Below are 20,606 nucleotides of genomic sequence, written 5' to 3'. Positions count from 1 at the left end.
GGGGTGCCGAAGAAGAGCTGCGCCACCTGCAAGAGCCTTCAAGAGGAGCACCGCTTCCTGAAACCCCCGGAAGCGGACTGGCTGAAGAAGGAGACGGGCAGGAAGAACGTGGACGGATTCATGGTGTGCGAGGCGCTCCTCGCCGACGGGGAGAAGCAGTGCCGCAACCTGCGGCACTACTTCAGGGAGAAGCCCTTCAAGGAGCCCCTCCGGCTGCCCGACCCGACCTGAGCCCGCCGCTGCCGGCTCCCCCGGTCAGAGGTTGCTGAAGTCCGGGCCCTTGGTCCGCGTGCGCTTGATCTCGTAGAAGCCCGGTATCGAGGCGACCATCAGCGTGCCGTCCCACAGCTTGCCGGCCTCGTCGCCCTTGGGGGCCGGGGTGACGACCGGGCCGAAGAAGGCGATCTGCTCGCCGTCGGAGCCGGGGACCGCGATGACGGGGGTGCCGACCTCCTGGCCGACCTTGTCTATGCCCTCCTTGTGGGAGGCGCGCAGCTGGGGCTCGTACGGGGTCTCGTCCCAGTGGTCCAGGAGGGACTCGGGCAGGCCGACGTCCTTCAGGGCGGCGGCGACGATCTCCTTGCCGGGGCCCTCGCCCTGGTTGTGGAAGCGGGTGCCGAGCGCGGTGTAGAGATCACCGAGCACCTCGGGGCCGTGCTCCTCCTGGGCCGCGATGACGACGCGGACCGGGCCCCACGCCTTCGTGCCGAGGAACTCGCGGTACTCCTCGGGCAGGTCGTCGAGCTTGTCCTCGTTCAGTACGGCGAGGCTCATCAGGTGCCAGCGGACCTTGATGTCCCGGACCTTCTCCACCTCCAGGACCCACCGTGAGGTCATCCACGCCCAGGGGCAGAGCGGGTCGAACCAGAAGTCGACGGGGGTCTTGCCGGCGGTCTGCGCGGTCTGCTCGGACATGCTTCTCCTCGGTACGGATCCCGGTGCGGGTCTCGGGGGTTCTCGGTCGTGTCCCTCAGCCCCAACGCAACCGGTCACCTGTGCCATTCCCGGGTGTCCGGGGTCAGGGGCACATGGCAGGATCGGTGCTGTTCACGCGTACCCAGACGCGTACCCGACGCGTATCCATGACGCCACGAGGGAGTGCCGCCCGTGCCCGGTGAGAATCTGTCCCGCGACGAGGCCCGCGAGCGGGCCGCACTGCTGTCCGTCGAGGGGTACGAGGTGTCCCTGGACCTGCGCTCCGCGGTGGGCGACACGGACGCCGGGCCGCGCACCTTCCGGTCGGTGACGACGATCCGCTTCCGCAGCGCCGAGCCGGGTGCCACGACCTTCGCGGACCTGATCGCCCCGAGCGTCACGGCCGTCTCGCTGAACGGCAGGGACCTCGACCCGGGCGCGGTCTTCGACGGCTCGCGCATCCTCCTGGAGGACCTCGCCGAGGACAACGAGCTGGTCGTCGACGCCCAGTGCGCCTACAGCCGCACCGGCGAGGGCATGCACCGCTTCGTCGACCCGGAGGACGGCGAGGTCTACCTCTACACGCAGTACGAGCCGGCCGACTCCCGCCGTGTCTTCGCGAACTTCGAGCAGCCGGACCTCAAGGCGCCCTTCCGGTTCGAGGTGCGGGCCCCCGAGGGCTGGGTCGTGTGGAGCAACGGCGTCGGTGAACTCGCCGACGGGGTCTGGAAGTTCGCCGAGACCAAGCCCATCTCGACGTACATCACGGCGTTCGTCGCGGGCCCGTACCACTATGTGACGGACTCCTACGAGCGCGTCTTCGAGGACGGTACGCGCCTGGAGATCCCGCTCGGCGCGATGTGCCGCAAGGGCCTGGCCCGGCACTTCGACTCAGACGACGTCTTCCTCGTCACCAAGCAGGGGCTGGACTTCTTCCACGACCACTTCGACTACCCGTACCCGTTCGGGAAGTACGACCAGGCGTTCGTGCCGGAGTACAACCTCGGCGCGATGGAGAACCCGGGGCTCGTCACCTTCCGCGAGGAGTTCATCTTCCGCGGCAGGGTGACACAGGCGTCGTACGAGCGCCGGGCGAACGTGATCCTGCACGAGATGGCCCACATGTGGTTCGGCGACCTGGTGACCATGGTGTGGTGGGACGACCTGTGGCTGAAGGAGTCCTTCGCGGACTTCATGGGCACGTTCTCGATGGTCGAGGCGACCCGCTTCACGAACGGCTGGATCACCTTCGCCAACAACCGCAAGTCCTGGGCGTACCGCGCCGACCAGCTGCCCTCCACGCACCCGATCACGGCCGACATCCGTGACCTGGAGGACGCCAAGCTCAACTTCGACGGGATCACGTACGCCAAGGGCGCTTCCGTCCTCAAGCAGCTGGTCGCCTACGTCGGCCGGGACGCGTTCCTGGAGGGCGCCCGCCGCTACTTCAAGCGGAACGCGTACGGGAACACGCGGCTCGGTGATCTGCTGTCGGTCCTGGAGGAGACCAGCGGGCGCGACATGGCCACCTGGTCGCGGTCCTGGCTGCAGACGGCCGGGGTCAACTCCCTTACCCCACAGGTGATTCTGAACGCGGAGGGGCGCGTCACCGAGCTGGCGATCCTCCAGGAAGCCGCCGAGTCGCATCCCGAACTGCGGCCGCACCGGGTGGCGGTGGGCCTGTACCGGCGGTCGCCCGACGGGGCGGTGGAGCGGTACGCGCGCGCCGAGGTCGACGTCGAGGGTCCGCGTACGGTCGTCGGGGAGCTGGTGGGCACGGAGGCCCCCGACCTGGTGCTCGTGAACGACGACGACCTGACGTACTGCAAGATCCGGTTCGACGAGGGCTCGTTGGCCGCCCTGCGGGACGGTCTGGGCGACATCACCGACCCGCTGGCCCGCGCCCTGTGCTGGTCGGCCCTGTGGAACCTGACCCGCGACGCGCTCATGCCCGCCCGGGACTTCATCGACCTGGTCCTGCGCTTCGCGGGCCGCGAGACCGACATCGGCGTGCTCCAGATGCTGCACGCGTGGGCGAACTCCGCGCTCACCTTCTACGCGGCGCCCGGGTGGCGGGAGGAGGGCGGACGGCTCCTCGCCGAAGGTGCGCTGCGCGAACTGCGGCTGACCGAACCCGGCAGCCAGCACCAGCTGACGTGGGCGCGGTTCTTCGCCGCCGTCGCGTCGGGCGAGGCCGATCTCCAGTTGCTCCAGGGGCTGTTGGAGGGCACGGCGAAGATCGACGGGCTCGAGGTGGACCAGGAGCTGCGCTGGGCGTTCCTGGAGCCGCTCGCCGCGCACGGGGTCGCGGACGAGGGTGTCATCGCGGCCGAGCTGGCGCGGGACGACACGGCGTCGGGCAAGCGGCATCAGGTGCGGTGTCTGGCCGCGCGGCCGTCCGCGGCGGTCAAGGCGCAGGCGTGGGCGGCCGTCGTCGAGTCGGACTCGCTGTCCAACGCGCTGGTCGAGGCGACGATCGCGGGCTTCGCCCAGTCGTCGCACCGGGAGCTGACCGCTGCGTACGCGTCGAAGTACTTCGAGGTGATCGAGCGGGTGTGGGGTGAGCGGTCGATCCAGATCGGGATGGATGTGGTGAGGGGGCTGTTCCCTTCGCTGCAGGATTCTCGGGAGACGTTGTCGGCGGCCGATGCGTGGCTTGCCGCGCGGGGGGCGGCTGCGCCTGCTCTTCGGCGGCTGGTTCTGGAGGCTCGGGATGATCTGGCGCGGGCCCTGCGGGGGCAGGCGTGTGATGTGGGTGCCGCCGGTTGAGTGGGGCTTGGGATGTGCGGTTCGTTGTCGGGTGCGGGTGGGTGGGGGCTGGTCGCGCAGTTCCCCGCGCCCCTGAAAGCCAAAAGACTGCGCGGTTCCCCGCGCCCCTAACGGGGCTTCTCGCTCACGCTGTTGACTTTCGTTCCGTCCATAACAGTTACGGAATGCGGGTAATCGGTGCCGTGACCCCCGTACGGACCAGGGGGTTTCGGCAGTCGAACGCTTGCACTTTAGGGCGAGCTTGTCCGGTTTTGTCGACGGGCGTGTAACAGCGGTTAGGAGGGGGATCGGGGGCGGGAAATCCTCGGGTCATGAACCACAACACCCCGCTCTCCCCCCGGCCCCTCCGCCACCTGTCCGACGTTCAGCTCCGTGTCCTGACCACCGCCCAGCTGCGCTCGCAGGGCGTGAGCACCGCCGACATCAACGCGCAGTGCAGGCCGGGCGGCACCTGGCAGCAGCTTCTGCCGGGCGTGTACCTGCTCCGCCCGGGCCCGGCCACCAGCGAGGAGCGGCTGCACGCGGTCCTGCTGTACGCGGCCCGCTCCCCCGCCACCGAACCTGCGGTCCCCACCCAGCCCGGCGCCGGTGAGCCGCACGCCCCGCAGCGGTACACCGACGCGATGATCACCGGCCTGGCGGCGCTGGCCCTGCACCGCTTCTCCTCGGCGCCCCCGCTTCTCTCACTGGACCGCATCGACGTTCTCGTCCCGCGTCTGCGCCGGCTGCGTTCGACGGGCTGCGTCCGTATCGTCCGTACGCCGGGCATGCCGGAGCCCCAGCAGATCACCGGCATCCCGGTGGCCCCCGTCCCGCGCGCCCTGGCCGACGCGGTCGCCGACCTCGCGGACGCCGGTGTCGTACGCCGGCTGCTCACCGAGGCCGTACGCGGCGGGCACTGCGAACCGGCCGCCGTGGTCAAGGAGTTGACGCAGGCGCGGCTGCTGAGCCGCCCGCACGTCGTGGACGCCGTCGACTCGCTGCTCGCCGAGGGACGGGCCATCGCGGAGGACCGCCTCTACCGCATGGTCCAGGAGCACGGTCTGCCGGACCCGGTCTGGAACGTGGACCTCCGTCTGCCCGGCGGCCCGCACCTCGGCGGTCTCGACGCGTACTGGCCCGACCACGCGGTCGCCCTCGAACTCGACACGCGCGCGCCCCGCCAGGACGAGGACGCCATGTGGTCCGAGTACGCCCGCAAGCGCGAGCACCTGGAGCGGCTCGGCATCACGGTCGTCCACATCACCCCGAAGAAGCTCCGGGACTCGATGGAACAGCAGGCAACGGTCGTACGTACGGCCCTGATGGCTTCAGCGGACCGCGACCCGGCCGCGTATGTAGTGGTGCTGCCCCGGTAGTGACGGACCGGGGGCATCCCGGAGGGGAGTGAAGGGGCGGGTCCCGGGAGACCGGGGGTCCGCCCCTTCACGCGCGGTCCGGGGCGGCGGCCTCCAGCTCCGCGATGTTGCCCGACATGATCGTCCGTACGTGCCCGGTGATGTGCTCCGCGGGCCAGTCCCACCAGGCCACCGCGAGGAGCCGGTCGATCTCGTCGTCGCTGAAGCGGGTGCGGATGAGCCGGGCCGGGTTGCCACCGACGATGCCGTAGTCGGGCACGTCCGTGGTGACCACGGCACCGGCGCCGATGATCGCGCCGTGTCCGATCCGTACCCCGGGCATCACCGTCGTGCCGTGACCGAACCAGACGTCGTTGCCGACGACCGTGTCACCCCTGTTCGGCAGACCGGTGAGCAGGTCGAAGTGCTCGGCCCAGGAACCGCCCATGGTGGGGAACGGGAACGTCGAGGGACCGTCCATCCGGTGGTTGGCGCCGTTCATGATGAACCGCACCCCCGTGCCCAGCGCACAGAACTTCCCGATGACCAGCTTCTCCGGCCCGTAGTGATAGAGGACGTTGCGCGTCTCGAACGCGGTCGGGTCGTCGGGGTCGTCGTAGTAGGAGTACTCCCCCACCTCTATCAACGGGGACTTCACCAACGGCCTGAGCAGCACAACCCGTGGCTGCCCGGGCATCGGATGGAGCACCGTGGGATCGGCGGGCACTGACATGTCGAACGGCTCCTCGGGTGTCGGGGCGCGGGCGGGCGGGCGCGCCCGGGCCTTCATGATCCCGCTGCGGCGGCTGCCAGGGCATCGAATTACGGGCCGGGGCGAGGCGGGGCGCGGGGGTGGGTGAGTCTCTCAAGGACACACGATGCCGCCGACGTCGATACAGAGTGCGCCCTCTTCGTTGACCAGGCAGAGCTTGGTCCCCGACGAGACAATGGTCTCGGCGGCCATGTCGAGGTCGAGGACGGCGAGCGGTTCGGCAGGGCTGAGAGGGTTCCACAGTCGCAGCGAGCCGTCACAGTGCGCCACGGCAAGCAGGATCCGGGGCCGGTCGGCGGGGCCCACCTGGACCTCGGTCAGATCCCCGACAATGTCATTGTCACCACCGAGTCTGCCGACCAGCTTTCGACTCCGGAGGTCCCAGAGCATGATCGTTCGTGGATCGCATGTGGCAAGCAGTGGTGTTCCCAACCGGAGCAGGGCCGCACCGGCGTGGAACACGGCTTCGTCCTCGGAGAGGCTCCAGACGTGTCCCGGACGGTCGGAGTCGAGCACGACGACACTCCCCGACCTGCGCAGCGGTGTGTTCACCACGATCACCGCACCGCCTCCCCTCTTCGGCAGAGTCTTGATCTGATTCACGTAGCCGTGATGCCCGTGGAGTCGCCAACTCGGCTCCTGGCTCCGTACCCCGCCCAGCCATCGCCGTCGCCCGGTGCGGGGCAGCAGGCCGGTACACCTGATCCACCGGCTGTTCCGACCCGACTCCCGGGCGATCAGCACTCTTCCGTCCGGGGCCGTGAACGGTGCGCAGGCGACGTGGCCGGAAAGCTCGGCGAGCGGGCTGCGGCTCCCGTCCTCCGCCCAGATCGACCACCCGCTCGGCAGGTCCCGGATCAGCAGCGGCCCACCCGACGGACCGGCGATCTCGCGGACCCCGCCTTCGGAGGGTTCGACCGGACTGCCAGTCGCCGCATGACGAAAGCCGAACTCGCCAGCCATGAGGACCGCGAACGCGTCACCGCTTCCCGGGATGTGTACAGCACACGCACCATTGCGCCCTTGGTAGGGGGTCCCGTCCTGTGGAGATGTCATGCCGGGCATCTCGGAGACAGTGACCGTTCGGTCCTCACCGTTGATCGAGCACACAAGAAGTTGACCCTCAGGTCCTCGGACAATTGTGAAGTCACCGTGGTAAGCGAGATCCAGCGCTCCCGGCAACTCCGTTCGGGAGCCGTCGGACGCGGCGTCCCAGGCGAAGAGCGGTCGTCGGTGCACGGAGGCGGGCGAGAGGACCATCGCGCCGGGCACCCCCGGAATCGCTGCCATCGCATCGATCTCTCCAGGAGCGACGAGGATCGGCAGCGGCGCCGGCGAGCCGGAGCTGCCGTGACGTACCGGTTTGCTGCTGGAGGAACTCTTGGCGACCACCAGTCCCGTCGATCCGTCCTCCAGTCGCAGACCGGCAATCGCACCGATGCTGCCCTCAAGATCAATCACCACTTCCTCACGGCCCATTCCGAGTTCTCGAAAACCGAGCCGTGAAGAGGTGCTGTTGCCGTAGGCCAGCAGCGTGCGCCCGTCGGATGTCCGTACCGCCGCGAGGTGAGCGAAGAATCCCGCCAGGTCGGACTCGAAGGTGAGAACAGGCTTCCTGCCTGCCAGGTCCCAGACCTCAAAACGTCCCGACTGGGCGACGGCCAGTTGATCGGGCCGCCGCTCGGTGGAAACGGTCGCCAGCGCCGAGACCGATGCCAGTTGCGGATCGGTCCAGGGCTCGCCGACCGGCACCAGGTGCACGGGGTCCCAGAGGTGGATCCGAGCGGGAGTGTCCGCGTCCGCGAGCGCCAGCAGGGTGCGGCCGTCAGTCCAGGTGATCGTCGTGAGCGCCGTCAGCTTCTCGCACTCGACGGTGAAGACCCTTGTCGCCGGGTTGCGGAGACGCTTGAACTCGGCCCAGAGCGGCTGCCAGGCGGCGTCCTGGGACTTCCAGGTGGACGGATCGGGGATTCGGCCGGTGAACTGGGCCTCGGCGACCGCGCGAAGGGCTCCGCGCTCGCTCGGAGCCACGGCGGAGAGCCGGTGGTGCGCGGCGCGGATCGCGGAGACCGCTCCGGGCAGTGGTGCTTCCCCCGGACGCGGGCGTCCCGCTTGGGCCGCGATCGCGGCCGGTGCCAGGTGATCGAGCAGGCGTGGCCGCTCGGCCAGGAGCTGCCAGGCGTCGGCCTCCGCGTGGTGCGCGGGGAGGTGATGGACGAGGTACGGATTGGGCAGGGAAGGCAGAGCCGCCTCGGCGGACTCGCCCAGTGCCTCGGCAACCAGCTGGTGCCGCTCGGCGGACTCGGCCGAGAAGTAGTGCTCCTGGAACGTCCGGTGGGCGAGGCGGTAGACGCTCTGGCCGTGCTCGGCGTCGAGCATGACGTAGGGCGCCGCGTCCGCCAGCAGCTCGTCCATGGACTGCTCGTCGATGGACTGCCCGCCGATGGCTGAGCGGACGTCGTGCATGTCCCTCAACGCCCGGGCCGCCACCGGCCACACACCGTCCGTGCGCGGAAGCCCGCGGCCCTGGCTCAGGGCCAGGGCCTCAAGGAGGGGCGCGAAGGCCGGGTTGCGCCGGGAGAGACGGGCGACGGCGGCGGCGAAGATGGCCCGGTAGTCCTGGGCCAGCAGGTCCAGCCGCTGACCGCGGTGGCCCGCCGTCATCAGCTCGGGGCGGGCGATCAGCTCATGCACGGCCAGCCGCGCGTACAGGAAGTGCCGTTCCCGGGAGCCGATCTCCTCGCACACCGAATCGAATTCGGCCTCCGCGGCGTCCGGGAACGCGGCGAGCAGACGACGTCGTACGTACTCCTCGGCCGCGGCCCTGTCCGCGCCCACAACGATCCGCCGGCCCGTGCCGCCGAGTGCGTCGAGGATGTCCTGGTCCCCCTCCGCCGGGGAATCCGGCCCCTCCTTCGTGGAACTCCGGGTGCCGACAAGTACACGTACCCCGTCGATGCCCGCGATCCGGGCGAGTGTCCCCCGTGCCACAGCCAGCGGGTCCTGGGCCTCGTCGAGCGCGTCGGCCAGGACCGTGAAGGGCGCCTGCCGGTCCTTCAGCACCTCCGCGAGCCGCTCCGCGTCCTCGATCGCCGTGTCCGGTCCGAGCGCTGCCGCGAGCTGCTGGACCACCTCACCCGTCGTCGCCCCCGTGAGATGCAGCACCGCGTCGAAGACATGCGGTGGCGGTACGTCGTCGAACCCGGTCGAGTCGCCCATCCCCGCCCGGGCCAGCAGCGCGCTCAGCTCGGGATTCGCCTGGACGACGACGTTCCCGAGCAGTGCCGACTTGCCCGAGCCCGCCTGGCCCGTGACGACGAACATGCCTTCTCGCGCCGTGTGCAGCCAGCGGGCGATCTCCGCGCTCTCCTGTCTTCGGCCCACGAAGTACCAGGCCAGTTCGCCCTGTTCGGCGCCCTGTGCCTTGGGCAGGAAGTGGCCCCGTTCATCCGGTGAGAGCGTGGCGACGAAGTCGCGGAGTTCGCCGTAGACGTCGAGCGGCGCCGTGACGGGCCCGGTCAGTCTGCGGCGGCGGGGCAGGGGCGCCGCCCGGTACAGCCCCAGGTCCCCGACCATGCCGCGGTCGCCGAGGCGGTCCTGGATACGGCCGACCAGGTCGCGCAGCTGGATGGCCTCGTCGTTGTCGGAGTAGCCGGCGAGGGCATCGGAGAGGACCCGCTGGAAGTCACCGAGGTACCCCGCCCCGTACCCGGCGACCCCGATGACCGCCAGGCGGTCCATGCTGCCCTCGGCGTAGAGGCAGGACAACATCGCCTCCACGAAACGCTTGGCGCCGCACGCCTCGATGACGACCAGCGCCCAGGCCTCCTCGTCGGCCGACCGGCGCCGCCACTCCGAGATCACGTACTCGGCGAAGGACTCCGGGTTGACCGCGCCCTCGGTCATCGGATCGGGTGAGTCGGCCGTTGCCAGCCAGGCCTTGGGACCCAGTGCCTGGCCGTGGCCGGCCCAGTAGAGCAGCGAGCTGCGCGGGGACGGTGGACGCGCCCAGGAGCCCAGCCGGCCGTCCACCGCCGAGCGGTCGCGCAGACCTGGCTCCGTCCAGGGTTCCTCCAGGCCTCCGATCCCCTCGGCCAACTCCGCGATCCGTGACGCCTGTTCGTCCGCGTCCAGATCGGGGAAGGCCGTCGTCCTGTATCTGCCGATCGGAACGGGTACGAAGCTGAACTCAGTCACCGGCGACCGCCAGGACGAGTTGGGTCACCGGTGAGAAGCCGCCGCATTTCGCCTCGACGCGGTACAGGCCCGGCCACGGGAGCCGTACGTCGGCGCGCAGGCGGCCGTCGCGGCGGGAGAGGCGTGGGCGGTCGATCTCCAGGTTCTCGGAGACGTCGAAGACCTGGAGTTCGACGGCGATCGGGTTGTCCACCAGGTCGACCTCGACCGGGCACGGTTCGCGTGCCGTTGTCACGTCCGGTACGTACAGGCCCAGTTCGGTCGCGCCGAGCGGCGGGCCCAGTGGGCGTTCGGTCAGGACCGAGCCGGTGAACGCGACCGCCTCCTCGCTGCGGGCGAGGGCACCATGGCTCTGGGGGAGGTAGAAGGGGTGCAGCCCGGCCGGTGTCGCCGCCTCCCGGTACACCGTTCCGTCGCCGCGGCGGTCGAGGCGGGTGTCGCCGTCCGGGACGTACTCGCGCAGTTCCGCCGTGCCGTCCGCGAGGGTCAGGCTCTGTGGGGTGCGCTGGCCGACGCCGACCACGGCACGCAGTTGAGGGAGGGTGCCGGCGTCCGACTTGTTCAGCTTCTCCCTGCGGTCGAGCGACTGCTGGGCCAGTTCCCGGTCTCCGCCGAGGGATTCGACGTCGGCCGGAGTGAGGTGGCGGAAGTCACCGGCGGGTTCCTCCACACAGCGGTAGCCGGGCAGCAGCTCGTACAGACCGGGCAGGGTGCGGGCCAGGGCACGCAGCCGGCGGCGGGGCAGCGGAAGCGGGGTACCGCGTCCCGAACCGAGCAGGCCCGCGGCCTGGACCGAGCCGTGGAAGGGGGTGCCCAGGGTGATCAGGGTGCGGACGTCACGGGCCCCTCCCAGCGCGGTCATGAAGAAGCGGGCGACCAGGCCGCCCATGGAGTGGGCCACGAGGGTGAGCCGGGCGTCCCGGCTGCCGTGCGGGTGGGCACGCCAGGCCCGTAGGTGGTCGTCCGCCGTCTCCGCCAGACCGGCGGCCGCGTGCTCGGTCGACAGGCGCCAGTCGTACGCGAACTCCCTTACCGCGTCGGGGTGGGCCGCCACGCGCCGGGTGCCCGCCAGGAGCTTGGTGTACGGCTCGAAGCCCCGCAGCACGGGCGCGAAGGCGGGGAAGCGGAGCAGCCGGGTCGCGCGTATGCGCCCGGTCGCGCCCGCGCGTTCCTCGTCCGTCACGTGGAGGGCCGAGAGCGAGCCGCCGGACGCCCAGGCACTGCCGTACCAACGCAGGTCCGAACCGCCCCACAGGACGCGGCCGGTCGCGCTCTCCACCAGCTCGCTGCCCATGATCCCGGGCAGGACGAGGACCGCGTCGCGGTGGCCCGCTCCGGTCGGCACGGATGACGCCGGTCGCGCAGGGTGCGCAGACGGCACCCATTGCGCAGATGACTTCGCTGCCACGCTTCCCCCGAGCTCTCAATCCACGTGCGCAGCAGGATAGTTCGCGGCCTGCGGGATTGCGCCGGATCGTACGGGCCGGTCTGTGTACGCCCTTTGATAACCGTTTCCCGTCAGGAGTGACGGCATGTCAGAGTCGCCCGGTGACTGTTTCCCGTTGTGAACTGCTGCACCGGCAGTTCGAGTTGACGTGGTCGTTGTTCGAGTACCACTTGGAGCGGCTGGAGGACGAGGACTTCCTGTGGGAGCCCGGGCCGCTCTGCTGGACGGTGCGTCCGGACGGCGATGGTGATGGGCGGTGGGTGGCGGACTGGGCGGATGCCGAGCCCGACCCGATTCCGGTTCCCACGATCGGGTGGGTGAGCTGGCACATCGGGTGGTGGTGGAGTGTGGCCGCCGATCACGCCCAGGGGCGGGTGCCGCGGGAGCGGACCGAGATCGTGTGGCCGGGGGACGGGAAGGCCGCCGTCGCGTGGTTGCGCGGACTGCGTGAGGAGTGGCTGGCGGTGCTGGAGCGGTTCACGGACGCCGAGTTGGACGCCGTCGCCCCGTTCCCGTGGCAGAACGATCCGGAGTACACCGTCGCCCACATGGCCGGCTGGGTGAACGCCGAGCTCATGAAGAACGTCGCCGAGATCGGGCAGCTCCGTCTGCTGCGGGCCGCGTCCGGGGCCGGGTCCAGTACGGGGATGGGGATGGGGATGGGGACCTGAGGGTTGCCAGGAACGGGTGAGCGGCCCTGTGCGCGCTCACCCGGCCCACCCTCCGGGCGGTTACTCGGCGCAGAACTCCGCCTCGATCACCGCCTCGCTGTCCCCCGACCAGTCGCCGTTGAAGTTGAAGGCGAGGGAGTGGCGGCCGTCCGCCGTCGTGACGGCCTCCGAGCTCGAGCCGTGGATGCCGCCGCCGTGGCCCCAGACGACGACACCGCAGCTCAGCCTGCGCTCGATGAGACCGAGGCCGTAGCCGGCGTTCGGGATCGCGTCGACCTTGATGGTGGTCTTCATCTCGCTCAGCTGCTTCTTCGGCAGCAGCTTGCCCCGCAGCAGCGCCGAGTAGAAGCGGTTGAGGTCGCCCGAGTCGGAGATCATCTCGCCCGCCGCGGAGGCGAGGGACGGGTTGAGCTCCGTGACGTCGTAGGTCGGGCCGGTGGTGGATTCGGCGAGCTTGCCGTACGCCCGGCTGCTGGGCCGGGGCAGGTGCGGGGTCGTGCCGGGGACCGTCGTGGCGTGCAGGCCGAGCGGCTCGACGATGCGCTGCCTGACCTCGTCCCCGTACGCGTGGCCCGTGGCCTTCTCGATCACCATCCCGGCCAGTACGTAGTTGGTGTTGGAGTAGTTCCAGGAGGTGCCCGGCTCGAAGTCCGGCTTGTGGGCCGTGGCGATCTTCACGAGCTGCGCGGGCGAAAGGCGGTCGAAGCGGTGCTCGAAGAAGCCGTCCTTGAGGAAATAGGTCCGGCCGAAGTCCTCGTCGTCGGTGTAGTTGAAGATGCCGCTGGTGTGGTTGAGAAGCTGGCGGAGGGTGATCCGGCTGCCGTCGTGACCGTTCCCGCGGACCACGCCCGGCAGCCACTTCTCCACCTTGTCGTCGAGCGAGAGCCGTCCCTCCGCCTCCAGTTGGAGCAGCACCGTCGACACGAACGTCTTGGTGATGCTGCCGACGCGGAAGTGGTCGTGGGCGGAACGCGGCTGCTTCGTCCTGAGGTTGCCGACGCCCGAAGTGCCCTTCCAGGTCCCGTACTTGTCCTTCGCCTGCCCGGCCACACCGGGGACGCCGTCCTGCACGGCGGCGTCCATCGCCCGCTGGGTCGCGCGGTGGTCTCTGAGCGGGGCCGGGGCCGAGGAGGAGGCCGGGGAGGCCATGGCCATCGGAGCCGTGAGCGAGGCCGCGACCAGTGCGGCCGCGCTCGTCAGTCCGAGGCGCAGCGTGCGGGATGCAGTCATGTCGTCGAGTCCCATCCGTCGTGTCCGTCGTGTTCGTCGTGGTGAACCGACGGGAGGGACCCGGTGGCATGTGGTACGGGTTGCCTGCGACTGCGGCGGTTGAGCGGGTTTCGGCCCTTCCGGAACAGCTCGGGCCGACAGGCTTCAGCAGCTCAGGCCTGCCGGCCCTGTCCCTGCCCGCGGCCCTTGAGGAGGCTCAGGCCCGCCCCGAGGGAGACGACGCCCATGCCGACGGCGGTCATCACGCCCTGCGAGCCGTCCACGACGAAGGGCGCGGCCGCGGCGACGACGAGGTTGAACAGGAACAGGAACCACAGGACCGGCTTCGAGGAGAGCAGCGCCTTCATGGGAGTTTCCTTCCGGGTGGGGGAGCTCGGAACTCCCGCGATCGACTGAGATCAACGATCCCGGGATCCGCTCGCCGCCACGAGGGAGTGCCCTCCCGAACCGGAGGTGTAGCGGGCTACACCACGCCGGCGGTGCGTCGCGGGAGGCGACCGCAGGTCAAGGGAAGGTGTCCGCTGATCAAAGGAAGGCGGGCACGCGTCCGCACGTGTGCCCGTTCGCCTACTCTGATCGCCATGCGGAAGACAGTCCGGGAGGCCGCGCGGGCCACACGTCAGCTCGCGCCTGCCGCCGTGCTGTCCTTCGGCTCGTACCTCTTCGTCACGGTCCTGCTGATCGGGGCCATCGGCGCGGTCAGCGTGGTCGCCATCGGGCTGTTGCCCGAGACGGTGCTGCTGGTGCGCCGGATCGCCGGGGCCAAGCGGCGCATGGTGGCCGCGTGGACGGGCCAGGAGATCCCCGAGGCCTACCGGCCCGTCGAGGGCACGGTGCGCGAGCGGGTGCGTACGGTCGTCCGCGATCCGGGCACGTTCACCGATCTGCGCTGGATGGTCGCCTACTACGGGTACGGCTGCCTGCCGTATCTGGCGATCCCGCTGTGGCCGCTGGGCCTGCTCGTCGACGGTGTGTGGTCCGGGCTGCTGCGCCGCAGGGCTTTCGTGCTGCCGTTGATCGGCCGGCTCGCGGATCTAGACGCCAAGTGGTCGACCGCCCTGCTCAGGCCCTCCCCCAAGGCGCAGCTCGCCGTGCGGGTCGAGGAGCTGACCGAGACCCGGGCCGGCGCGATCGCCGCGCACGGCGCCGAGCTGCGGCGCATCGAGCGGGACCTGCACGACGGCACCCAGGCCCGGCTGGTCTCCCTGTCGATGCGGATCGGGCTGGCCAAGCGGGCGTACGACCGTGATCCAGAGGCCGCGCGCAGGCTCCTCGACGACGCCCAGGACCAGGCCGAGGAGGCCCTGACCGAACTGCGGCACGTCGTACGGGGCATCCACCCGCCGATCCTCACCGACCGCGGTCTGGCCGGCGCGGTCCGGGCGCTCGCCGCGAGCAGCGGCCTGGACGTGGCCGTGACCGTGGACGGCCTGGAGGACGCCGACAGCGAGCGGGACGGGGCGCGGGCCCCGGCGGCGGTCGAGGCCGCCGCGTACTTCGTCGTCGCCGAGTCACTGACGAACGCCGCGAAGCACAGCGGTGCGGAGCGGGCCGAGGTCCGCCTCGTCCGCGTGGACAGAGGGCTGCGGGTGACCGTACGCGACGAGGGCCGGGGCGGGGCCGACGAGGCCGGTGGTTCCGGGCTGCTCGGGATGCAGCGGCGCGTCGCCGCGCTCGACGGGACCCTTCAGCTGAACAGCCCCGTCGGGGGCCCGACCGTGATCGAAGTGGAGCTGCCGTGCGTGTGGTGATCGCCGAGGACAACGCCCTGTTGCGGGAGGGGCTCGTCCTGCTGCTCACCTCCTCCGGGCACGAGGTGGTGGCCGTCGCGGGCAGCGGGCCCGAGGTGCTGCCCGCGCTGCTCGAACACCGCCCCGATGTCGCCGTGCTCGACGTCCGGATGCCGCCCGGCTTCCGCGACGAGGGGCTGCGCGCGGCGCTCGCGGCCCGCAAGGAGATCCCCGGGCTGCCCGTGCTCGTGCTCTCGCAGTACGTCGAGGAGTCGTACGCCGCGGAGTTGCTCGGCGGTGGGGCGAGCGGGGTCGGCTATCTGCTCAAGGACCGGGTGGGTCGGGTCGACGAGTTCCTGGACGCGCTCGACCGGGTCGCGTCCGGGGGGACCGCGTTGGACCCCGAGGTGGTGTCGGAGCTACTGGTGCGGCGGCGGGACTCGCCGCTCGATTCACTCACTCCTCGTGAGCGGGAGGTTCTTCAGCTGATGGCCGAAGGGCATGACAACACGACGATCGCCAAGGTGCTTGTGGTGACCGAGCGGTCCGTCAGCAAGCACATCGGGAATGTGTTTTTGAAGTTGGGGTTGCCGCCCAGTGACAGCGGGCATCGGCGGGTGCTTGCGGTGTTGGCTTACCTGAACAACTCGTGAGTGGCGCGGGGTGAGTTGTGTCGTCCTGAAGCTGCAGGTGCGTCGTGGCTGGTCGCGCAGTTCCCCGCGCCCCTGAAGGGGCGCCCCCTCCCGAAGGGGATCAGCCCTTCTTCAGTACCAGCTCTGTGTTGCGGTCTCCCGGCTCGCCGCTGAGGTCCGTGCGGGAGCCCGGGGCGTTGAAGGAGAGCTCTCGGTAGAGGGCGGCGAGGCCCGTCTGGGAGAGGTCGGCGAAGTCCGTGCCGTGCGGGGCGCCGGACTCGATGAGCGTGGTGAACAGGGAGACCGTGCCGTCGTGGTTGTCGACGATCTCGATCACCCGGGCGAGCTGCGGGAAGTCGATGTGGGAGGCGGTGGAGACCTCCCAGAAGGAGCGGCCGTCCGGGGCGGAGTGCGGCGTGATCTTGTTCTTGTGGCTGTGGCCGTTCACCCAGGCCAGCACCGAGCGGTACTTGCCGAGGAGGACGAGCACCTCGTCACCGCCGTGCCGCCGCTCGCCCGGGTGGGCCGGGTCCTCACGGAGGTTGCGCATCGACTTGCTGGTGTGGTGGCTGAACACGACGACGTGTTCCTTGTTCTTCTCGGCCGTCTTCAGCGTGCGCTCCAGCCACCGCAGTTGGGCGGTGCCGAGCGAACCCTCGTAGTGGCCGCCCGGGTCGGTGCTGTCGAGGCTGACACCGATCAGGCCGTCGGCGATGCGGAAGGTGTAGTACTGCGTCTTCGCGGCGAGGTTCGCCTGCGAGTAGCCGTGCCCGATGGGGCCCGCTCCGGTGTGCGCGGGGTCGAGGTGCGCCTGGAGGTACTCGGCGGGGGTGAAGGGGGCGCGGCCCTCGTCCGGGGTGACCGAACGCATCTTCCGCGCCTGGGACTTGAGCATCGCCTTGAAGGCCGCGCCCTTGGGGTCGCCGCCCTTCCTGACGTTGTTCCAGATGGTGACGCCCTCCGACTCGTCGAGGGTCATCAGCTTCCTGCCGCCGACCGCGAAGTCGGCGAAGAAGGAGTCGCCGGGCGCGTAGCAGCCGCCGGGCAGCGAGTCGTGGTTGCCGACCGTGGAGTACCAGGGCAGGTTGAGGCCGGGGCTGCGCAGTTCGCGGATCGCGGCGGCGAGGAAGCCGTCGATGCGCGGGAAGCCGAGCTGCTTGTCGGCGTCGCGCAGGGCCGCGTCGGGCTGCCAGTACAGCTTGAGATCGCTGTTCTGGACGCCCTCGTAGCGGTTCGGGTCACCGGAGTTGGGGGTGATCCGGCCACCGCTCATCACCTTCAGGAACCAGTCCAGTTCCGTCTTGGCGTTGTTGTCGGTGTTGTCGCCGGTGGTCATCACGAAGTGCAGCGGCGAGCCGGTGACGGGGGCGCCGCGCAACGCGTTGACCCGCTCGACGAGCGAGACCGCGCCGGGCACGGACAGGGCCTCCTGGGGGCGCCAGGCGCTGGCGGTCTGGGAGCGCAGGTACTCGTAGCGCAGCGGGTGCTGTACGTCGACCAGGTGCAGGTCGGTGAACTGCACGAACGCGGCGAGCGCGGTGCGCCGTTCGCCCCGGCCCGCCTTGGGTGCGGCCAGGTCGCCGCGGACGACACGCGACCAGGCGGGCCCGTCGCCGAGCCGCCGGTACCCGGAGCCGCCGCGCGGGACCGCGACCGTCGAGAGGGTGGTGCCGCGGGTGTACGGGGCCAGCGGCGCGGCCGGCGCGGGGCGGGAGACCGCGAGGGGCTGCCCCTCGGCCGAGGCGGTGTGCGCGGCGGCCTCGCCGGAACCGGGCCGCAGCGCGAGGCCGATGCCCGCGGAGAGGGACACCGCCCCGGTTGCGGCCAGGAAGGCGCGGCGGTCACGAACAGTGGCGGTGGCGACAGAGCGTATGCGCGACATGGCGCGATCTCCCCGGGTCCGAACGCGTCAGCAGTGGTCGCGGGCGGTTCGCTGACGCGAACAGCCCGCTCATACTGGATCGTTGGCACCGGGGGTGACCTGCGCGTTAACTCGACAGCAACGGGCAGCGCCGATCACCGTACGTGGATCTTGGTTACCCTCCGCGTCCACCGAGCCCTGTCTGAACCGAGGGGAGGCGGTCACTCCAAGTTCACCTGGCTGGGTACGAAGGCGCTCCGCTGGGGGTGGTTATGAACCTGCGGGTGCGCTTCGGCTGGTCGCGCCCACGCGGCGGAGCCGCATATCGGCTCAGCCCCGCGCCCCTTACGGGGCACGCCCCACCGCTGGCCGGTCCCGCCACAGTGTGAGGCCCACGTCGACGAGACCCACCCGGTCCAGGGCAGGTACCTCGTCCAGTGGGTGCCAGGCTGCCAGGTCTGTGGAGCCGTCGGTCTCGTGGCGCAGTTCGCCGCCGGTGACGCCGACCTCGTAGACGATCCGCAGGCCCTGGAAGTCGGCGGCGGGGCCGAGGCGGCGCGCGTAGGTGCGCCGGATGGAGTCGACGCCCAGCAGCGAGAGGGGCTCGACCGTGTACCCGGTCTCCTCCTGGGCCTCCCGGATCACGGTGTCGTACGGGTCCTCGCCGTGGTCCATGCCGCCGCCGGGCAGCGTCCAGGGCCTGGTGCCGTTCTTCTCCACCAGACGCGCGAGGAGTATCCGATCGTCCCGCACGCATACGGCGTAGGCCGCCACCCTCAACTCCTTGTGCATGCACAGACGTTAATACGGCAGGGGCGGGTTCGCCGGTGAGTATTCGGGCGGCGACCAGCGCAGCGGGCTCGCCCCGGGCGTGTCCACGACCGCCTCGACGGTGAGGCGGACGGTGCGGGTGCCGTCGGGGGCGAACTCGGTGCGGGCAGTGCCGGAGAGCTGGAGGGCGGCGCCCGTCTCCCAATCGAGGAGCAGGAGTCCGGCGCGCGGGTCGGCGGCGAGGTTGCCGAGGGTGAGGAACATCGAGTTGCCGGGGTAGTCGCGCCAGCTCAGCTCGGTCGGTGAAGTGACGTGCACGAAACCGGGGTTGCCGCCGCGATGGCTGGCGTCGGCGCCGCCCCCGTGCACGCTGGCGAGGAAGAAGGTGTCGGCGGCGCGGACGAACTCCCGCTGGGCCGCGTCGAGTTCACTGCCACGCAGCGGCTGGCCCGGGGTGCGCGCGACCGTCTCGTACGACTCCCGTTTCTGGAGGTACTTGGGGCAGTTGGAGAAGACCTGGTCGGCCTCGACCGCCAGGCCGCGAGGCGTGGGCCGGGAGCGGCCGTTGAGCCGCATGCGGCGGCGGGTGCGCGGGTCGAGCGCGATGGTGCCGACCGGGGTCCCGGCGACGGCGAGCGCCGCGGCGAGCGGGTCGCCCGCGCGCGGGCCGCCCTCGACCGAGATCTGCCGCGGTCCGGTGGCCCGTACGAACCCGGGCTCGCCGGTGACCGGGGAGGCCCACACCCGGCCGGTGTCCGGGTCGGCGGCGCCCAGCACCAGCATCGGCTGGAGTTCCAGGAAGGCGGCGGCCACCGGTCGCAGCCCCTCCCCGATCGACCGTCCGACGTGGTCGGCGAGATCACGCACGCCGACCCGGTCCTGCACGGCACGCGAGCCGGAGTGGTAGGTCACGGTGTCCTCCTCGACGACGAAGCGGCGGGTCACTACTGGGGCGGAGCCAGAGGTGGGGGCGGGGTTGAGGGCGGGGCTGGGCCCGGGCCGATCCACGGCCGGCTCCATCCGGGCCGGGTCACGGCCGGCTTCCGCCGGGCCCGGCCCGTTCGGGCTAGAAGAAACCGCAGGTCGGCGCCTCGCCCGACGGGGCCGGTGCCCCCTCCGCGCCGTGGGCCGTGCAGATCTCCAGGCGGGTGCCGTCCGGGTCGTGGAAGAAGATGCCCCCGGACGCGGCGCCCTCGCGATGGGCGACGACTCCCTCGTGGGCGAACTCCACACCCTGGGCGCGCAGCGCCGTCTCGTACGCCCTGACCTGGTCGACCGTGTCGACCTCCAGGGCCAGGTGGTGCAGCCCCGCGCCGGTCGCCGTGTATCCGTGGTCGGCCTGCTGCCACAGCGTGAGCACGGGGCGGCCGTCCTCGCCGAGGAACGCGTACCGCCGGTCCTCCTCCTTGCCCTCGGCGATCACCGTGAAGCCGAGGACGTCCCGGTAGAAGGCGAGCGAGCGGTCGAGATCCGTGACGTTCAGGCCGGTGTGGCCGATGCGCAGTGCGGTGGTCGTCGACATGGCACTCCTCTTGCGTCGAGCCCGGCATGGGCTAACCGTTGTAGACGACTTTAAGAGTTAGAATCGGTGAACGTCAACCGGTCACATACTCTTGACCGGTTAGCAGGGGCCGGCCGGTGCACGCCGGCCGGGAAAGCAGGGAGCCGCCAGATGTCCGTCGCCGCCCGGGATCCACGTCCGCTCACCGGGGAGCCGCTCTCGCTGGACCTGCTCAACACGCGGTGGATGCACGACGGCGTGGCCCGGGACCTGCTGACGGACACCGAGGGGCTCGCGGTGTGGCTGGCCGCCAACACGCTGGACTTCACGGCCGACGAGGCGACCCTGCGCCACGCTCTGACCGCACGGGACGCACTGCGGGCCGCCGTGGACGGATCCCTCGCGGAGAGCGCGGACCGCGTCGACGCCGTGCTCGCGCACGGGCGGATCCGGGCGACCCTGACGGCCGCGGGGCCTGGCGAGAAGGCCGAGTTCCGCGACCCGTCCTGGGGACCGGCCTGGCTCGCGGCCCGCGACTACCTGGAACTGCTGTCCACCGCCCCCGACCGCATCCGGCGCTGCGCCCACGAGGCGTGCGTCCTGCACTTCTTCGACACCTCGCGGAACGGCACCCGTCGCTGGTGCTCGATGGCCGCCTGCGGCAACCGCGCGAAGGCGTCCCGCCACTACGCGCGCACGCGAGAGGGCTGAGCCCTCCGGGAATGTCCGGCCATACGCCGCTATGCCCGCGGTGGCGTATGGCGGAAGTACGC

The 20,606-nt window shown here is 70.8% G+C and carries 17 protein-coding genes; 7 read left to right on the top strand and 10 right to left on the bottom strand.

Going from position 1 to position 20,606, the window contains the following annotated elements; genetic code table 11:
- Positions 1–3: 3 nt before the first annotated feature.
- Entirely contained in the window at positions 4–231 is a 228-nt protein-coding gene (locus JEQ17_RS30590) for a hypothetical protein (protein ID WP_200398154.1), read from the top strand.
- 24 nt (positions 232–255) lie between these two features.
- Here JEQ17_RS30590 and JEQ17_RS30585 read toward each other — a convergent pair whose 3' ends face one another.
- On the bottom strand, positions 256–915 hold the full coding sequence (locus JEQ17_RS30585) for a mycothiol-dependent nitroreductase Rv2466c family protein (protein WP_200398153.1): 660 nt from the start codon (positions 913–915) through the stop codon (positions 256–258).
- Between the two features lie 192 nt (positions 916–1,107).
- Between JEQ17_RS30585 and pepN the strand changes: the two genes are divergently transcribed.
- Positions 1,108–3,684: an aminopeptidase N gene (gene pepN / locus JEQ17_RS30580; protein WP_200398152.1), complete on the top strand. Its 2,577-nt coding sequence runs from the start codon at positions 1,108–1,110 to the stop codon at positions 3,682–3,684.
- Positions 3,685–3,995: 311 nt separating this feature from the next.
- Complete coding sequence (locus tag JEQ17_RS30575) at positions 3,996–5,042, top strand: hypothetical protein (RefSeq protein ID WP_200398151.1); 1,047 nt, start codon at positions 3,996–3,998, stop codon at positions 5,040–5,042.
- Between the two features lie 67 nt (positions 5,043–5,109).
- On the opposite strand, the gene JEQ17_RS30570 is transcribed toward JEQ17_RS30575, so the two are convergent.
- The 3 genes from JEQ17_RS30570 to JEQ17_RS30560 form a co-directional block, all read right to left on the bottom strand.
- A complete protein-coding gene (locus tag JEQ17_RS30570) occupies positions 5,110–5,754 on the bottom strand; it encodes a CatB-related O-acetyltransferase (protein WP_200398150.1) in 645 nt (214 codons plus the stop codon).
- Positions 5,755–5,886: 132 nt separating this feature from the next.
- Positions 5,887–9,990 carry an AAA family ATPase gene (locus tag JEQ17_RS30565; protein ID WP_200398149.1) on the bottom strand — a complete coding sequence of 1,368 codons (4,104 nt, stop codon included), beginning with the start codon at positions 9,988–9,990 and terminating at the stop codon, positions 5,887–5,889.
- On the bottom strand, positions 9,983–11,335 hold the full coding sequence (locus tag JEQ17_RS30560; RefSeq protein ID WP_234048434.1) for an esterase/lipase family protein: 1,353 nt from the start codon (positions 11,333–11,335) through the stop codon (positions 9,983–9,985). Before JEQ17_RS30560 ends, JEQ17_RS30565 begins: the two co-directional genes overlap by 8 nt.
- 203 nt (positions 11,336–11,538) lie before the next feature.
- On the opposite strand from JEQ17_RS30560, the gene JEQ17_RS30555 reads away from it, so the two are divergent.
- Entirely contained in the window at positions 11,539–12,108 is a 570-nt protein-coding gene (locus JEQ17_RS30555; protein WP_234048433.1) for a DinB family protein, read from the top strand.
- 60 nt (positions 12,109–12,168) lie between these two features.
- Here JEQ17_RS30555 and JEQ17_RS30550 read toward each other — a convergent pair whose 3' ends face one another.
- Entirely contained in the window at positions 12,169–13,338 is a 1,170-nt protein-coding gene (locus tag JEQ17_RS30550; RefSeq protein WP_200398148.1) for a serine hydrolase domain-containing protein, read from the bottom strand.
- 152 nt (positions 13,339–13,490) lie between these two features.
- Entirely contained in the window at positions 13,491–13,685 is a 195-nt protein-coding gene (locus JEQ17_RS30545) for a hypothetical protein (RefSeq protein ID WP_200398147.1), read from the bottom strand.
- 234 nt (positions 13,686–13,919) lie between these two features.
- Here JEQ17_RS30545 and JEQ17_RS30540 point away from each other — a divergent pair, with 234 nt between their 5' ends.
- Entirely contained in the window at positions 13,920–15,089 is a 1,170-nt protein-coding gene (locus tag JEQ17_RS30540; RefSeq protein ID WP_200398146.1) for a sensor histidine kinase, read from the top strand.
- Positions 15,077–15,721, top strand: a complete 645-nt coding sequence (locus JEQ17_RS30535) for a response regulator transcription factor (protein WP_200398145.1) — start codon at positions 15,077–15,079, stop codon at positions 15,719–15,721. The genes JEQ17_RS30540 and JEQ17_RS30535 overlap by 13 nt, the downstream gene beginning before the upstream one ends.
- 100 nt (positions 15,722–15,821) lie before the next feature.
- On the opposite strand, the gene JEQ17_RS30530 is transcribed toward JEQ17_RS30535, so the two are convergent.
- From JEQ17_RS30530 to JEQ17_RS30515, 4 genes are all read right to left on the bottom strand, one after another.
- Complete coding sequence (locus tag JEQ17_RS30530) at positions 15,822–17,582, bottom strand: TIGR03767 family metallophosphoesterase (RefSeq protein ID WP_200398144.1); 1,761 nt, start codon at positions 17,580–17,582, stop codon at positions 15,822–15,824.
- Positions 17,583–17,906: 324 nt separating this feature from the next.
- Positions 17,907–18,353: an NUDIX hydrolase gene (locus tag JEQ17_RS30525; protein ID WP_200398143.1), complete on the bottom strand. Its 447-nt coding sequence runs from the start codon at positions 18,351–18,353 to the stop codon at positions 17,907–17,909.
- A gap of 9 nt (positions 18,354–18,362) precedes the next feature.
- On the bottom strand, positions 18,363–19,244 hold the full coding sequence (locus JEQ17_RS30520; protein ID WP_234048795.1) for a pyridoxamine 5'-phosphate oxidase family protein: 882 nt from the start codon (positions 19,242–19,244) through the stop codon (positions 18,363–18,365).
- A 154-nt stretch (positions 19,245–19,398) separates the two neighbouring features.
- Positions 19,399–19,854 carry a VOC family protein gene (locus JEQ17_RS30515; RefSeq protein WP_200398141.1) on the bottom strand — a complete coding sequence of 152 codons (456 nt, stop codon included), beginning with the start codon at positions 19,852–19,854 and terminating at the stop codon, positions 19,399–19,401.
- Between the two features lie 150 nt (positions 19,855–20,004).
- Here JEQ17_RS30515 and JEQ17_RS30510 point away from each other — a divergent pair, with 150 nt between their 5' ends.
- Positions 20,005–20,544, top strand: coding sequence for a CGNR zinc finger domain-containing protein (locus tag JEQ17_RS30510; protein WP_200398140.1), 540 nt, complete (start codon positions 20,005–20,007; stop codon positions 20,542–20,544).
- The last annotated feature ends 62 nt before the right edge of the window (positions 20,545–20,606 follow it).

Origin of the sequence: Streptomyces liliifuscus (assembly GCF_016598615.1) — a bacterium.
Classification (GTDB): Bacteria; Actinomycetota; Actinomycetes; order Streptomycetales; family Streptomycetaceae; genus Streptomyces; species Streptomyces liliifuscus.
The sequence above is the reverse complement of the archived record's forward strand: the minus strand, read 5'-3'. Positions and strand labels throughout refer to the sequence as shown.

Excerpts from the sequence above, each read along its gene's own strand:
- JEQ17_RS30525 (WP_200398143.1), bottom strand. The coding sequence starts at position 18,353 with ATGCACAAGGAGTTGAGGGTGGCGGCCTACGCCGTATGCGTGCGGGAC.
- JEQ17_RS30570 (WP_200398150.1), bottom strand. The coding sequence starts at position 5,754 with ATGTCAGTGCCCGCCGATCCCACGGTGCTCCATCCGATGCCCGGGCAG.
- JEQ17_RS30550 (WP_200398148.1), bottom strand. The coding sequence starts at position 13,338 with ATGACTGCATCCCGCACGCTGCGCCTCGGACTGACGAGCGCGGCCGCA.
- JEQ17_RS30530 (WP_200398144.1), bottom strand. The coding sequence starts at position 17,582 with ATGTCGCGCATACGCTCTGTCGCCACCGCCACTGTTCGTGACCGCCGC.
- JEQ17_RS30540 (WP_200398146.1), top strand. The coding sequence starts at position 13,920 with ATGCGGAAGACAGTCCGGGAGGCCGCGCGGGCCACACGTCAGCTCGCG.
- JEQ17_RS30545 (WP_200398147.1), bottom strand. The coding sequence starts at position 13,685 with ATGAAGGCGCTGCTCTCCTCGAAGCCGGTCCTGTGGTTCCTGTTCCTG.
- JEQ17_RS30575 (WP_200398151.1), top strand. The coding sequence starts at position 3,996 with ATGAACCACAACACCCCGCTCTCCCCCCGGCCCCTCCGCCACCTGTCC.
- JEQ17_RS30515 (WP_200398141.1), bottom strand. The coding sequence starts at position 19,854 with ATGTCGACGACCACCGCACTGCGCATCGGCCACACCGGCCTGAACGTC.
- JEQ17_RS30585 (WP_200398153.1), bottom strand. The coding sequence starts at position 915 with ATGTCCGAGCAGACCGCGCAGACCGCCGGCAAGACCCCCGTCGACTTC.
- JEQ17_RS30510 (WP_200398140.1), top strand. The coding sequence starts at position 20,005 with ATGTCCGTCGCCGCCCGGGATCCACGTCCGCTCACCGGGGAGCCGCTC.